This is a genomic window from Chloroflexus sp. (assembly GCF_034435895.1).
Lineage (GTDB): Bacteria > Chloroflexota > Chloroflexia > Chloroflexales > Chloroflexaceae > Chloroflexus.
Genome location: NZ_DAOTWH010000115.1, coordinates 18654 through 33750 on the forward strand (window position 1 = coordinate 18654; position 15097 = coordinate 33750).

A 15097-nucleotide genomic window follows, 5' to 3' on the forward strand; every position below is an offset into this window, starting at 1 on the left:
CACACGGCGGCTACGAGTGGCATCATTCATCAGCCGGATCGGCGCGGTTCATCGCCTTGGCCGCATGTTTGCCAACCAACGCGCCGCACCCTAAACTGGCTAATTCGGCAATTATTGCCGCCAACTGGTAGCCGCTGCTCTGCGCCGGATCGGGATGGTACAGGCTCAGTACGCCAATCACCTCATCGTGTTGCCGGATGGGTAGCGACATCCGCTCGCCGAGCAACCCGTTCGGGATAAAATTGCACCCATGGCTGTCACCGGCCAGACTCAACGCCCAGCGCCGTTCTCCCCAACACGAGCAGCGAGGCACCGGCCGGTGAACGAGCGGTTCACCCCAGTGCCCAACTGGATGGACGAGATCGGTGTCAGGATTGTAGATCAACAAAGAACCGCGATAGCCGGGTAACAAGGTCGCGCCAACGGTAATAATGGCCGCATAGATCTCTTGGCGCGAGCGCGCTGCATTGAGAGTATGGGCAAGCGTGCCAAGCGCGGCGAGCGCCTGTTCACGCTGTTCTAACAACGATTGATTGGTCTGTAACCGGCGTTTCGCTTCTTGCAACTGGTTGATCGCCTGCTGCCGTTCGCTGACATTACGGAAAATGATCACCACACCCTCGTTGGCGCCGTCATCGCCGGTAATTTGGGCCACGGTATGTTCAACCAGCAAGCGATCGCCATTCCGGGTCAGGAGCGTGACTGGGGCTGGCAAGCTATTTACCGAATCGGGATGGTGTGGCGTGCTATCAGCCGGCAAGCCGGTATTGGTCGCAACCAAGGTGTAGACGCGCGCCAAGGGCCAACCGATTGCCTCTTCGGGGGAAATGCCCAACAGGCGCGCAGCCACCGGATTAACGAAGGTGATCCGGCTTTGCGGATCGGTGACAATCACGCCATCGCCAATGCTGGTCAAGGTGGTGCGGAGATGGCGTTCGCTCGCCTGCAGGCGCCGCTCGAGCCGGTGCTTATAGGCGGCGACAGCGATGGCGACCTCAAGCTCGCGTTCGTCAAACGGTTTGAGCAAGTAGGCCCACGGTTCAGCGAGGAGCGCCTCACGCAAAGTCTGATCGTCGGCGTGCGCGGTCAAAAAGATGACCGGCACCCCCCAACGGCTGTAAATCTGGCGCGCGGCTTCAATACCGTCCATCGCCCCGCTGAGGCGAATATCCATCAAGACCAGATCAGGCGGCTGGCGCGCCACCGTAGCCAATGCCGCTTCACCACTCGTCACCACATCGGTGACCGAATGACCGATGCGCCGCAAGGTCTGGCTCAGGTCTTGGGCAATGATTAATTCGTCTTCGACGATCAACACCCGCATGTATTTTCTCGGAGCTTAGCTGCACAAGCGGTTAGTTGTACTGCTAGTATACCGCGTTATCTATAGTTGTGTTGCGGAAAGATCTCTGACCAGATCCGTACAATGATGACAAGTATCGCCAAAGCGACGACTTGCGACCCGCGCACATGGCCCGGCAAGAGCCAGCCGGTGGCAGCAAATCCTTCGCCGATGAGCGTGCCGGCGGCGAGAAGAGCGCTGACGGTGAGAAAGAGCATGCCGGGTGGTTGCGGTAGGCGATATCGCACCCGCCAGACGACTAAGACGATCAGCGCGGTGAGCGCAGCGTAGAGTTGGGTGGGGTGGCGCCATTCACCCCACAGATTAATTGCCCACGGCACCTCTGCCGGCAGACCATAGCCATCGCCGCTGGCCAGTTGGGCGATGGCATGGGTGAGGGCGGCGAGGGCAATTCCCGGCGCGAGCGCATCGAGGGTGGGCCACAGCGGCCAGCGTTGCCGCCAGAGCATCACGCCGCCGATCACGATGGCCGTCGCCACGCCGGCGGGCGGAGCAAAGGCTTGCAAATCACGCGAGAACAAGGCCCACGGATCGGCCACATAACTCGGCCATGCCATCAGCGCATAGCCAAGGCGCGCGCCGATGACACCAGCCAGCAGAGCGATAAAGACGACGATCTCGATCCGGTCGCCGTCAAGCTGGTAGATGCGGGCAGCGCGTCCAACGACTTGCAGGATGAGCCAGCCGCCTAACAGCAGGATCAGGCTGGGCGTGTACAAGGCAAAGGGGCCAATGTTGAGTACAGGAAGCATAGGTTTTGGGAGCGTATGTGGTTACACTGAGCGACAACAGTGCCGGTTGCGTTTGGTTTGATTGATACAGCGAATCAGCGCGGCCTATTCACCGAGCAGCGGTTCGATCACGCTGCGCAGGCTGGCTTCGCTGAGCGGCCCGCCAAAGAAGACCTCCCGGATGACACCGGTGCGATCAACAATGAACGTGGTCGGTAACATCCGGACGCCATACCGCTGGCCGGTCTCGCCATCGCGGTCGAGCACAATCGGAAAACTCAACCCGAACTCGCGTTGCATCGTGGCCACAGCGCTTTCATTGTCTTGCACCGTGCTGTTGACGGCCAGAATCGTCAAGCCACGTTCGCGTTCGGCTTGATAGAGTTTTTCCAATGTAGGCATTTCGGCCCGGCAAGGGCCGCACCAACTGGCCCAAAAATTGACAATCACGACCTGACCGCGCAACGCTGACAGTGGCAGAGTCTCGCCATTGGCCTGCGGCAAAGCAATGGCCGGCGCGACAAAGCCCGGTCGCGGGCTCACCGTTACCGGCGGCAGATCCGGCGGCCGGCTGATGACAATCCAGCCGATACCGGCAATCATGAGAATGAGGGTCAACCAATCACGCTGGGTCTTGTTCATAGCATACATCGCCTCAAGCGACGGCCCGCGGGCCGTCGCAGCAATCGTGTAACAGATGCGCTAATTTATGGTATCATATAACGAGTCTGTGACCAACACAGCGTGTAACTCTCACCGATATGATAAGGTCACGCACACATGTAGGCGTATTGCCGCCGCCAACTGCGCTACAGCGCCGCCAATAAAGCGCACTGTAAGCACAGCTTCCCGTTCTCGTTATTCGTTATTGTGGTTGAGTCTGTTAGTCCGACACGCCATTGCTCGGCGAGGCGCACTGTTCGTTGGGCGCGCCGGTGCGGCATGGCAGCAACGGGCGCCATTAGAGTCGCGGAGCCTTCTGGAACAGGAATATGGAAACGCTTGAACTGTCGCTGATCACGCCACGGGTTTCGCTCATTGCAGCGGCTGAGAATTACGGCCGCTTCGCCATCGCGCCGCTGCAACGCGGCCATGCCTCATCGCTCGGGAATGCGTTGCGTCGCGTGTTGATCTCGTCAATCCCCGGCGCCGCCATTACCCGGATCAAAGTCGCAGGTGTGATTCATGAATTTACTGCTATTCCCGGCGTCGTCGAAGACGGCACCCAACTGGTGCTCAATGTGAAAGGCATCCGGCTGCGTTCGTACAGCGATCGGGCAGTGGCGTTGCAGTTGGTCAAGCATGGTCCCGGCCCCGTGTTTGCGGGTGATATTGATACGCCGAGCACTGTCGAGATCGTGAACCCGCAACACTACCTTTGCACAATTGACGATGAGAACACAACACTCGAAATGCAGTTGACGGTTGAGCGTGGCCGGGGTGTGCAGTTGGCCGATACGGTGAGCGGTATGCCGATCGGCGAGATTGCGGTTGACGCCCTCTTTAGCCCGATCCCGCGGGTCAACTTCTTGGTGGAAGAGATGGGTGATGACCCGCTCACCGGCTACGATCGGCTCATTCTTGAAATTTGGACTGATGGCACCATCAAGCCGGGTGATGCGTTGAGCCACGCCGCTCAAGTCTTGACCCAGTATTTTGGCCGGATTGTGAGCTTGAGCCAGCCGGAAGAGCCTGAACAGCAGCCTAATCTGCCCCCGCCGATTCCGGAAGAGATTGCAAATCGCACGATTGATGAGCTTGGTTTAAGTACTCGGACCTACAATAGTTTGCGCCGCGCGGAGATCCACACCATCGGGCAGTTGTTGCGCCTTGATGATCGTGGCCTCATGGGGATTCGCAATTTGGGCGCGAAGGGGATTGAAGAGATTCACCATCGGTTGGAGGCGCTCGGCTATCGTTCGGGTGAAGCCGCCTCTGGCCGGTTGCCCGCCTCATCAGCCGACCACACTACTCCGCCAACCGGTGCAACCCACGCAGAGGAGTTATAAGACACGCAATGGATGACAAGCGTATGACGACAGGCACCCCCGAATCAGCCGATAAGACACGCCGGCGCCGGCGCCGGGTGAATGGTGATGCGGGGGCATCAGCCGGGAGCGAAGGTGTGCATGCTTCGCCAGCAACAACCGCCGTGGTCGAAGAACCTGTGACAATGCAGGGTTCCGGCTTACTGGAAATTGTTCCCGAAGGCCACGGCTTCTTGCGCAATCCGCGGCTGAGCCCCAGCAACGATGATGTGTATGTGGCGCAATCCCAGATCCGTCGCTTTAATCTACGCACCGGCGATATGATCGAGGGGCGTGTGCGCCCGCCCAAAGAGGTTGAACGTTACCCCTCGTTGCTCTATGTCGAGCGGATCAATGGCCTGCCAGCCGAAATGGCCCAAAAGCGACCGCTGTTCGAGCAGTTGACGCCGATCCATCCCAATGTGCAGATTGTGCTCTCGACTGAGCCGAATATTCTCCCGACGCGCATTGTTGATGTGATTGCGCCGATTGGGCGTGGCCAGCGCGGTTTGATTGTCGCGCCTCCCAAAGCTGGCAAGACGATGTTGCTGAAGGCGATTGCCAATGGCGTGACGACCAATGCGCCTGATATTCAGCTCATTGTACTCTTGATCGGCGAGCGGCCCGAAGAAGTGACCGATATGCGCCGTTCGGTGCAGGGTGAAGTGGTGGCCGCTACCTTCGATGAGCCGGTCGAACAGCATATTAAGGTGGCTGAATTGGTGCTCGAAAAGGCCAAGCGGCAGGTGGAGCACGGGCGCCATGTGGTGATTTTGATGGATTCGCTCACCCGTCTGACCCGCGCCTACAACATTGCGATGCCGCCGAGCGGGCGCACCCTCTCTGGCGGTGTTGATCCTGCGGCCCTCTACCCGCCCAAGCGGTTCTTTGGCTCGGCGCGCAATATCGAAGATGGCGGCTCGCTCACCATTATCGCTACCTGCCTCGTTGACACCGGTTCGCGTATGGACGATGTGATCTACGAGGAGTTCAAGGGCACCGGTAACATGGAGCTGCATCTCGATCGCAAGCTGGCCGAGAAGCGCATCTTCCCCGCAGTCGATATTCAGCGTTCAGGCACCCGCCGCGAGGATCTGTTGCTCGATCCGGTGACGCTGCGCCAGAGCTGGATGCTGCGGCGGATGGTCAGCATGGTTGGCGAGAATGAAGGCGCTGAGTTGATGCTGACCCGCATGGCCAAGACGAAGAGTAATGCTGAGTTCCTTGCGTCGCTGGGCAAAGTTGGCTCATAATCACCTCGCTGCGCGTGCGCATGTCCAGTGATGTCGACCTGAGCGGGATTGTGATTGCCGGTGGGCGTAGTCGCCGCTTTGGGATTGATAAGCGGCGGTTACGGCTGTGGGGTGAAAGCGGCCCGCATTTGCTCGGCCATGCTGTTGCACTGTTGCAGCCGCTGTGCGTTGAGACTATCGTCGTACTCAATGATGCCGAAGTGTGGCCCGACGTGCCAGCGCGGATCGTGCCCGACGAGCAGCCGGGCAGCGGTGCGCTTGGCGGTCTGATCAGCGGTTTGCAAGCCATGCGCGCGCCGGCGGCGCTGGTGATTGCCGCCGATATGCCGTTGATCGTTCCAGAAGTATTAGCGGCGCTGGCGCAGTGGCCGTTTATCGGCGATGCGCTGGTGCCTACTCCCCCCGGCCAGCCTGACCAACCACAACCCCTGTTCGCTGTCTACCGGCAAAGCGCGCTCCCGCCGTTGCGTCGGGCCTTTGCCGTCGGCGAACGCCGCTTGCAAGCTGCGTTGATGACGTTGCGTTGGGTCGATCCCGGCCCTGCCCTCTGGCATCGTTTTGATCCCGCTGCGCGCTCGTTGCTTAATCTGAACACGCCGGATGACTTGGTTGCCGCCCAAGAATGGTTGAGGCGGATTGAATAATGGCCGGTTGTCGAGCGGTGGCGTTTGGCGTTGCTTGTGTGCGCCGCCAATTTGAAAGAAATGTTATCTTACAATGTGGTGACCCACAGGTATCATTTATATAGTTGATCTATGCTTGTTAAAGCCACGTGGATATTCGCGCATTCGACGACCGAGTTTGACAATGCAGCAGCGTTCTTATCTCGATAGTGTGATCGGGTCGTCCGCCGACCCTGTTTCGTCGGCGTTAGAGGTGTTGTGGCAAAAATTGCTGGTGGCGTATGACGGCGCCTGTGCTATCAGTGGTTGCCAAGTAGCCGCGGTATTACGCCCGGTCTTGATCGATTCGCACGGGCCGGCGGAGCCGCATAATGCGCTGTTGTTGCGCGCTGATTTGCAGATTCTCTTTCATGCTGGCTTATTGACGATTGATGCGATGACGCTGGAAGTGCTGGTGGCGCCGGAATTGCGGGATAGCGAGTACGGCGCGCTGTCTGGCAGACGGCTGCGCCAGCCCAACCGGCTGGCGTTGCGGCCTAACCGGCACTCGTTAGCGACGCATCACCGCCTGTTCCAGCTCGAACAGCCAGCGACTGATGCGCTGGCCATCCAGCGTCCGCTGCTGTGCCAATTGTTAGCTGTGCAGAGCTGGGTGAACAGTCTGACGTTTAGTCCCGATCAGCACATGCTCGCAACCGGTTCATGGGATGGCATGCTGCGGCTCTGGTGGTTGCCTGATGGCCAATTGCAGCGCGTCATTAGCGGGAATATTGGCGAACTCCATGCCGTCGTGTTTAGTCCTGACGGCCAGTGGGTTGCAGCGGCGGGTCGCCAGCACGGCGCGCGGATCTGGCGTGTTGCTGACGGCGAGATCCTCGTACATTTGGGTGATGACCAGCGTCACGGTGCGTTCTTTAGCATTGCCTTCCAGCCGCGCGGTGACTTGATCGCCACCGGCGGCTGGGATCCGGCGGTCTATTTGTGGGATGCGACTGATGGTGGTCTGAGGGGGATATTGCCCGGTCACGAGGGGGTGATCAATAGCGTCGCCTTTAGCCCTGATGGCAATCTGCTGCTCTCTGCTGGACATGATCGAGTCTTGCGGCTCTGGCAGATGTATGATCGCTCATTGGTGCGGGCAATGCGCGGGCATAGTGACGCGATCTTCAGCGTTACCTTCAGCCCGAATGGCCAATTGGCGGCGAGCGCTGGCGGCGATGGCCTGATCTTTATCTGGCAGGTTGATGATGGCCAGCCGTTGCAGATGTTAGCAACTCCTTCCGGCGCCTGCTTCAGCTTAGCGTTTAGCCCTGATAATCAGTATCTCGCGAGCGCGCACTATGGCCGGATCGTGCGGATCTGGCGAGTACGCGATGGCGCGTTGCGCTGGGAGTTGAGCGGACATAACGAAAGTGTCACCTCGGTGGCGTTTGCGCCGGGTGGCGATTTGTTGGCCAGCGGCAGCTTCGATTCAACTGTGCGCATTTGGTCGTACCAATAGCTTGTTCGAGCAGGCGCTGGATGCGTTCAGGCATAGGTTGCGCTGACGGGGAGATTGCTTCGGGCGCTGCACGCCCTCGCAATGACAGGAGGGGTGACGCGCGGCGCAGCCATCCTCCGCGAGAGCGAGAGGGGTGTGCTCAGGCATGGGTTGCGCTGACGGGGAGATTGCAGCGGGCGGGTGGCGCTCGCTGCGCTGGTCGCCACCACGCCCTCGCAATGACAATGAGCGTAGGGTTTCGGTAATGCTTCATCATCACCACGCCGTGCGTGCGTTCTATCGCCAGACGGACTGGATGTTCCGCGTGCTCGGCATCATCCGTGGATCGCAGGCAATGCATGCCGGTTTGTGGCAGCAGGCGCGCAGCCATCTCGCGGCTCTGCGTTTGATTGACGAGACGTTGTTGGCGGCAGCCCAGCTTGCTCCCGGTGAGTGTTTGCTTGATGCTGGTTGCGGCGCCGGCGCGAGCGCCAATGCGATTGCTGCTCGCCACGATGGGCCGGTGATCGGCCTCACCATCGTGCCCGAACAGGCCAAACGGGCGCGGCGTGGCGGGCCGGCTACGTTTGTGTGCGCCGATTACGCCGCGGCGCCGCTGCGCAACGCGAGTTGCGATGTAGTGTGGATGCTGGAGAGCATCTGCCATGCGCCGGATAAGCCGGCGCTGTTGGCTGAGATCAGGCGAGTGTTGCGTCCGGGGGGCAGGGTTGTTATCGCTGATCGTTTCGCAGCGCGATCTGATTTATCTCCTGCCGAGTGCAATCAATTGCGGTCATGGTTACGACCGTGGGCTATGCCCGATTTGGTGACGGTTGACGAATTGATCGCACTGGCTGAAACAGCCGGTTTGCACTTGCGCCAACGCGATGACCTTACCCTCAGTGCCGGGCCGTCGCTGCGCTTCCTCGGCCATTTCGCCCAACTGACCCTGCCGGCGGCGCTCGTGCTGCGCGCGCTCCGGTTGCAATCTGAACTTCAGATCGCGGCGATGCGCGGCTGCATTGCCCAAACCCGCACCCTCAATGCTGGCCTCTGGCGCTATTATCTGTTGGTGTTCAGCTACCAATAACGAGGCGTTGGCCGCAGTATGGCGTGCGGTAGTGTGATTGCCGTATGCCATCAGCGACAGGCAGGTTATCTCCAGCAACCGCTGAACTGTTTGGCACATTGGCGATAACAGTATGGAGTGTGGTAATTTGACTGCCTCATATTAACGCGCCGTGCTCGCTGCATCCGCTTGCGACCGGCGATGCGATTGACCCCGGCTGTGCGTATCTCTCGCGAGTATACTTGACAAAGCAGCATCTTCATCGTTCCCATCTGGTGGAGTTGAGCTATGGAAACTAATGGAGGAACGCACCAGCCTGAGCAGTTCCGCACCTTGCAAATGACCGTCTTGATGACGCCTGATATGGCTAATTTTGCCGGCAATGTTCACGGCGGTCATATTTTGAAACTGCTCGATCAGGTAGCTTTTGCGTGCGCGTCACGCTACTCTGGACGGTATGTGGTGACGGTCTCGGTCGATCAGGTGATTTTTCGCGCTCGTATTCATGTCGGCGAATTAGTGACGTTTTTGGCTTCAATTAACTACACCGGCAATACGTCTATGGAGGTGGGGATTCGGGTGGTGGCTGAGAATATCACGGCTCGCACCCAGCGCCACGTGATGACTTGCTACTTTACGATGGTGGCGGTTGATGAGAATTTTCGTCCGTGCCCGGTGCCGCCGGTGCGGATCGAAACGGCGGAACAGCGCCGGCGCTGGATGGCGGCCCGCTTGCGCCGTGAGTTGCGCCGCGAGATCGAGCAGCGCAGCCTTGAGATTCGCCAGCACCCGGAAGATTTTATGAATGAACTCGATAGCGAGCCGCATTAGGGAAAAACATTGACGAGCGCCCTACCTCTTCGTATACTACAGGTATGGTGCGAATCTTGATAGTTGAAGATGAAACTGAAATTGCCTCTTACCTGCGGCGTGGTCTTCACCTCGAAGGCTATCAGGTTGATGTTGCCTATGACGGCATCCGTGGCCTAGAGATGGCCGTTGCCGGCAACTACGATCTGGTCGTCCTTGATTTGATGCTGCCGGGGGTGAATGGGCTTGAAGTTGCGCGCCGGCTGCGCGCCGAGTCGAGCGTCCCGATCATTATCTTGACGGCGCGTGATGCGGTGCGTGATCGGGTGATCGGGTTGGAAGCCGGCGCTGATGATTATTTGGTCAAGCCGTTCGCCTTTGAAGAGTTGCTGGCTCGCATTCGCGCCCAATTGCGCCGTCAGCAGGTCAGCCAAAACCAAGAGGTGTTGCGCTTCGCCAATCTGACCCTCGATACTCGCTCGCGCGAGTTGCGCGTCGGCGACCGGCGAGTGGAGCTGACGGCCAAAGAGTACGATCTGCTCGAACTCTTTATGCGCCATCCGAATCAGGTGCTGACCCGCGACATTATCTACGATCGGGTGTGGAATTACGATTTCGGCGGCGAGAGCAATATTATCGAGGTCTATGTGCGCTATTTGCGCCAGAAGCTCGAAGCCAACGGCGAGCCGCGCTTGATCCATACCGTGCGGAGCGTGGGGTATATTTTGCGGGAGGATGCGTAGCGAACGGTAGGGGCATAGCAACGCTATGCCCCTACCGTTCGCTCAAGGCTGCAATTAACTCTTGCACCGCACTCACCACCGGCAAACTTCCCTCAACCACCGCCTGCTCGATGACGGGCAACCGTTCGCGCACGGCAGGGTGGGCAAAAAAGAGCGTGCGCAACTGTTCGTCAATTAAATGATAGAGCCAATCGCGAGCCTGCTCACGGCGGCGGGCAGCAAAGACGCCGCTGGCCGTCATCTCGGTGCGGAAGCGTTCGATCTCTTGCCAAACGGCGGTGATGCCGTCGCCAGTCAGCGCTGAACAGGTGCGCACTGGCGGTTTCCAACCCGGCGTGGCCGGTGAGAGGTATCGCAGTGCGTGGCGATACTCAGCTTGGGCCGCCAAGGCGCGCGCTTTGTTGTCGCCGTCGGCTTTGGTGATCACCAGCGCATCGGCCAGCTCGATCACCCCTTTCTTAATCCCTTGCAGTTCATCACCAGCGCCAGCCAGCATCAACAACAAGAAAAAGTCCACCATCCCGCGCACCGCCGTCTCGCTCTGGCCGACACCGACCGTCTCGACCAGCACCACATCAAAACCGGCGGCTTCGCAGACCAGCAGCGTCTCGCGGGTCTTGCGCGCGACGCCGCCCAAACTGCCGCCCGACGGCGAAGGCCGGATATAGGCGTTGGGGTGGCGGGCGAGCCGTTCCATCCGGGTTTTATCGCCCAAAATGCTGCCGCGCGAGATGCTGCTCGATGGGTCGATGGCCAAGACCGCGACCCGGTGGCCCTGTTCGCAGAGCATGGTGCCAAGTGCCTCGATAAAGGTACTCTTGCCGACGCCGGGTACGCCGGTGATGCCGACCCGGAGCGAGCCGCCGGTGGAGGGCAGCAGTTGGCGCAGCACCTCTTGCGCTTGGGCAATGTGGGCCGGAGCGTTGCTCTCGATCAGGGTGATGGCGCGGGCGAGAATGGCGCGGTCGCCGTTGCGCACCCCCTCGACATACTCCTCGACCGTCAAATGCCGGCGGCGTGGGCCAGACGGTGGCGTGGCGGGGGCCGGCGCACTGCCGGGCAGACCATCGTGGCGGCTGGCGATCCCGGCGAGCACCGACAGCGCAAAGGGCATCTCTTCGGCGGTTGGCTGGTCGTTGGTCATAGGTGTTGTTGTTTGGCTGAACAGGAGCACTGGGTGTGTGAACCATCACCCCCGGCCCCTCTCCCCGCCGGTGGGGAGAGGGGTGACTATCTGCGATGCACTCACGGTCTCACTGGGCCGGCGCAGCGATGCTATCGCCATGCAGCCGTTGTTGCAGTTCGCGCAACAGCTTCTCGGCGGCGACCGGCAAGATGGTGCCGGGGCCGAAGATCAGCGCCGCGCCATGCGCGCGCAGGAACTCGTAGTCTTGTGGCGGAATAATCCCGCCAATCACGACCATGATGTCCTCGCGGCCCAGTTTGCGCAACTCTTCCACCAGTTGCGGCAAGAGGGTCTTGTGGCCGCCGGCCAGCGAGCTAATCCCGACCACATGCACGTCGTTTTCAACCGCTTGCCGGGCCACCTCCTCCGGGGTCTGGAAGAGCGAGCCAATATCGACATCGAAGCCGAGGTCGGCAAAGGCCGTTGCCACCACCTTGGCGCCGCGGTCGTGGCCGTCTTGCCCGATCTTGGCGACCAGCATCCGGGGCCGGCGACCTTCGAGGGCAGCGAAGGCATCGGCCATAGCGCGCACGTGCTGAATCTGCTCGGCGTCGCTGTACTCGCTGCTGTAAATGCCGGCCACCGAGCGAATTTCGGCTTTGAAGCGGCCAAAGACCTTTTCCATCGCCATCGAAATCTCGCCGAGGGTAGCTCGTGCGCGGGCAGCTTCAATTGCTGCCGCCAGCAGGTTGCCTTCACCGGTCGCCGCCACGCGGGTCAGCTCATTCAACGCCGCCTGCGTCTTAGCCTCGTCGCGCTCGGCGCGCAACTGTTGCAGCCGTTCGATCTGCTTTTGGCGCACGGCAGTGTTGTCAACTTCCAGAATCTCGATCGGTGCTTCGTATTCAAGCCGGTACTTGTTAACACCGACGATCGTCTCGCGGCCCGAATCGATATGGGCTTGCCGGCGGGCAGCGGCCTCTTCGATCCGCAACTTGGGCAAGCCGGCCTCGATAGCCTTGGCCATGCCACCCAGCTCTTCGACCTCTTGGATATGCGCCCACGCCCGGCGGGCCAGCGCATCGGTCAGCCATTCGAGATAGTATGAACCGCCCCACGGATCGACGATCTTGCAGATGCCGGTCTCTTCTTGCAGGTACAACTGGGTATTGCGGGCAATACGGGCCGAGAAGTCGGTCGGCAGCGCGATCGCCTCGTCGAGCGAATTGGTGTGCAACGACTGGGTATGGCCGAGGGCGGCGGCCATCGCCTCGATGCATGTGCGAGCCACATTGTTGAACGGATCCTGCTCGGTGAGGCTCCAGCCTGAAGTCTGGCAGTGGGTGCGCAACGCCAGCGAGCGGGGGTCTTGCGGGTTGAACTGCTTGATAATCTTGGCCCAGAGCAGGCGGGCGGCGCGCATCTTGGCGATCTCCATGAAGTAGTTCATCCCGATCGCCCAAAAGAACGAGAGCCGCGGCGCGAAGGCGTCAATCGTCAAGCCGGCCTTCAACCCGGCGCGTACATACTCAAGCCCGTCGGCTAGCGTATAGCCTAGCTCAAGGTCGGCGGTGGCGCCGGCCTCTTGCATGTGGTAGCCGGAAATGCTGATGCTGTTGAACTTGGGCATGTGCTGGGCCGTGTACGCGAAAATATCGGCAATGATGCGCATTGACGGCTCAGGCGGGTAGATGTAGGTGTTGCGCACCATGTACTCTTTCAAGATGTCGTTTTGGATGGTGCCGGTGAGCTGTTCGGGACGCACCCCCTGTTCTTCGGCGGCGACGATGTAGAAGGCCATGATCGGAATCACCGCGCCGTTCATCGTCATCGAGACCGACATCTGATCGAGTGGGATGCCGTCGAACAGAATCTTCATGTCGAGGATCGAGTCGATGGCAACGCCGGCCTTGCCGACATCACCCACCACCCGCGGGTGGTCAGAGTCGTAGCCGCGGTGGGTAGCCAAATCGAAGGCCACCGACAAGCCCTTTTGGCCGGCGGCGAGGTTGCGCCGATAGAAAGCATTGCTGGCTTCGGCGGTGGAAAAGCCAGCGTACTGGCGGATCGTCCACGGCTGGGTGACGTACATCGTCGGATAGGGGCCGCGCAGGTAGGGTGGAATGCCGGCGGTAAAGCCGAGATGCTCAAGGCCGGCCAGATCAACAGCCGTATAGAGTGGCCGCACCTCGATCTGTTCCATCGTGCGCCAGACCAGCTCGCTCAGCGGTTTGCCGGCCTCTTGTTCGGCCCGCGCTTGCCACGCGGCTAGATCGGGCGCGGGCCGCTCGTCGCGGTATGACAGCGTGGTGAAATCGGGGTTCTTCACTCAGCCACTCCTTTCAGGCGTTGCAGCCGGGCCAGCGTTTCGTAACAGTTGGCGCGCAGGTGGATAAACTCATCGACCCCGGCAGCGCGATACATATCGATTAGATCGGTCGGGTAGCCGGCCAGCACGACCGTGACATCGGGCCGTTGCGCCTTGATCGCGTGGGTCAGGGCCGGCACAATATCCGGGTAGGTCTCATCGGTTGAGCAGATCGTCACAATTTCAGCGCCGGAAGCGAGCGCAGCCGCAGCAGCTTCTTCGGTAGTGGCGAAGCCATCGTTGCTGATCACAGCGAAGCCGCCGGCGGCGAAGAAGCCGGTGGAGAAATCGGCCCGCGCTTTGTGCTGGCTGATCGGCCCCATATTGGCGAGGAAGACTGCCGGGCGGCGACCGGTGCGGGTCGTGTAGGCGTCGGCAGTGGCCCGTAGGGCCTCGAACTGCTCGGCGGCGCGGTGGGCCGGCAGCAGTTCCACCTGCGGCGCGGCGCTATCGGCGGCAGCCAGCGCGCAGCTCAGTTCACCCATAGTTGCGCCGGCCTGCACGGCGGCCAGCGTGGCGGCCATGGTGCGTTGGTACGACAGCTCAACCAGCGCCGCTTTAGCGGCCTCTTCCGAGCGCATTTCGCGGGCATGGCGCAGATCGACGGCGCGGGCTGCGTGCAACTGGACGTGATCGATCTGGCGCACCTCCGGCAGCTTCTCGCTGAGATTGGGATACATATTGACGCCGACGATCACTTCGCGGCGCTGGGCAATTGCGGCAAAGCGTTCGGCGCGGGTGGCGGCGATGGCCGCTTGCGGCCTACCGGCTTGCAAGGCCGCCGCCATACCTCCTTGCCGTTCGATCGCTTGGAACAACTCCCATGCCTTGGCAGCGATCTCGTCGGTTAACTTCTCGACTGCCCACGACCCGCCGGGTGGATCGATCAGGCGGAAGAAGTTGCACTCCTCTTGCAAAATCACATGCAGGTTGCGAGCGATCCGGCGCGAGAACTCGTCGGGCAAGCCCCACGCTTCATCAAAATGGCTGATATGGATGCTCTGCGCCCCACCCATCACCGCCGCCATCGCTTCGCCGGTGGCGCGCAGCATGTTGTTATAGACATCGTAGCGCGTCTTCGTCCACGCCGAGGTGCGCGCGTGCAGGTGCATCTGCTGGGCGGTTTCATCGCCGTCGAAGGCGGCCACTACCCGTGCCCACAGCATGCGGGCGGCGCGCAGGCGGGCCACTTCGAGGAAGAATTGCGATCCCACCGAGCAGGTAAACTGGATGCGCGGGGCGATCTCGTTGACGCTCAGGCCGCGCTCTTGCAACGCGCGGAGATAGGCCACGCCAGTGGCGAGAGCGCACGCCAGCTCTTGGGCGGTGTGGGCACCGCTGTTGTGGTAGACGTGGGTGCTGACTACGATCGTGCGCAGGCGGGGCGCATGCGCCATTGCCCACCGCGTCCACTCGGCCAGCAGGTCATAGCAACGGTCGAGCGAGGCCGGCAAGGCGCCACTGGCGGCCAGCGCGCCGAGCGGATCAGCGCCGAGACAGCCGT

The 15097-nt window shown here is 60.8% G+C and carries 13 protein-coding genes; 7 read left to right on the top strand and 6 right to left on the bottom strand.

Going from position 1 to position 15097, the window contains the following annotated elements; all coding sequences use genetic code 11:
- Positions 1–22 precede the first annotated feature (22 nt).
- The 3 genes from U9R81_RS06820 to U9R81_RS06830 all read right to left on the bottom strand — a co-directional run bounded on the left by U9R81_RS06820 (position 23) and on the right by U9R81_RS06830 (position 2736).
- Positions 23–1324, bottom strand: coding sequence for a response regulator (locus U9R81_RS06820; RefSeq protein ID WP_322494756.1), 1302 nt, complete (start codon positions 1322–1324; stop codon positions 23–25).
- Positions 1325–1380: 56 nt separating this feature from the next.
- A complete protein-coding gene (locus U9R81_RS06825) occupies positions 1381–2115 on the bottom strand; it encodes a prolipoprotein diacylglyceryl transferase (protein ID WP_322494757.1) in 735 nt (244 codons plus the stop codon).
- Positions 2116–2199: 84 nt separating this feature from the next.
- Entirely contained in the window at positions 2200–2736 is a 537-nt protein-coding gene (locus tag U9R81_RS06830; RefSeq protein WP_322494758.1) for a TlpA disulfide reductase family protein, read from the bottom strand.
- Positions 2737–3086: 350 nt separating this feature from the next.
- Here U9R81_RS06830 and U9R81_RS06835 point away from each other — a divergent pair, with 350 nt between their 5' ends.
- The 7 genes from U9R81_RS06835 to U9R81_RS06865 all read left to right on the top strand — a co-directional run bounded on the left by U9R81_RS06835 (position 3087) and on the right by U9R81_RS06865 (position 10099).
- The gene (locus U9R81_RS06835) at positions 3087–4103 is read left to right on the top strand and encodes a DNA-directed RNA polymerase subunit alpha (RefSeq protein ID WP_066783377.1); all 1017 of its coding nucleotides are present in this window, start codon (positions 3087–3089) and stop codon (positions 4101–4103) included.
- 23 nt (positions 4104–4126) lie between these two features.
- A complete protein-coding gene (gene rho, locus U9R81_RS06840; protein WP_322494759.1) occupies positions 4127–5374 on the top strand; it encodes a transcription termination factor Rho in 1248 nt (415 codons plus the stop codon).
- A 20-nt stretch (positions 5375–5394) separates the two neighbouring features.
- Positions 5395–6018: a molybdenum cofactor guanylyltransferase gene (locus U9R81_RS06845; RefSeq protein WP_322494760.1), complete on the top strand. Its 624-nt coding sequence runs from the start codon at positions 5395–5397 to the stop codon at positions 6016–6018.
- A gap of 163 nt (positions 6019–6181) precedes the next feature.
- Positions 6182–7498 (top strand): WD40 repeat domain-containing protein, encoded by a 1317-nt coding sequence (locus tag U9R81_RS06850; RefSeq protein WP_322494761.1) that lies wholly within the window; start codon positions 6182–6184, stop codon positions 7496–7498.
- 244 nt (positions 7499–7742) lie between these two features.
- Positions 7743–8567 carry a class I SAM-dependent methyltransferase gene (locus U9R81_RS06855; protein ID WP_322494762.1) on the top strand — a complete coding sequence of 275 codons (825 nt, stop codon included), beginning with the start codon at positions 7743–7745 and terminating at the stop codon, positions 8565–8567.
- A gap of 267 nt (positions 8568–8834) precedes the next feature.
- On the top strand, positions 8835–9377 hold the full coding sequence (locus tag U9R81_RS06860) for an acyl-CoA thioesterase (protein ID WP_322494763.1): 543 nt from the start codon (positions 8835–8837) through the stop codon (positions 9375–9377).
- Positions 9378–9421: 44 nt separating this feature from the next.
- On the top strand, positions 9422–10099 hold the full coding sequence (locus U9R81_RS06865; protein WP_322494764.1) for a response regulator transcription factor: 678 nt from the start codon (positions 9422–9424) through the stop codon (positions 10097–10099).
- Positions 10100–10130: 31 nt separating this feature from the next.
- Here the strand turns inward: U9R81_RS06865 and meaB are convergent, their stop codons facing one another.
- The 3 genes from meaB to U9R81_RS06880 all read right to left on the bottom strand — a co-directional run.
- The gene (meaB, locus tag U9R81_RS06870; RefSeq protein ID WP_322494765.1) at positions 10131–11243 is read right to left on the bottom strand and encodes a methylmalonyl Co-A mutase-associated GTPase MeaB; all 1113 of its coding nucleotides are present in this window, start codon (positions 11241–11243) and stop codon (positions 10131–10133) included.
- A 109-nt stretch (positions 11244–11352) separates the two neighbouring features.
- Entirely contained in the window at positions 11353–13554 is a 2202-nt protein-coding gene (scpA, locus tag U9R81_RS06875; RefSeq protein ID WP_066783363.1) for a methylmalonyl-CoA mutase, read from the bottom strand.
- A partial coding sequence (locus tag U9R81_RS06880; protein WP_322494766.1) for a methylmalonyl-CoA mutase family protein occupies positions 13551–15097 on the bottom strand: 1547 nt, incomplete at its 5' end. The genes scpA and U9R81_RS06880, both read right to left, overlap by 4 nt.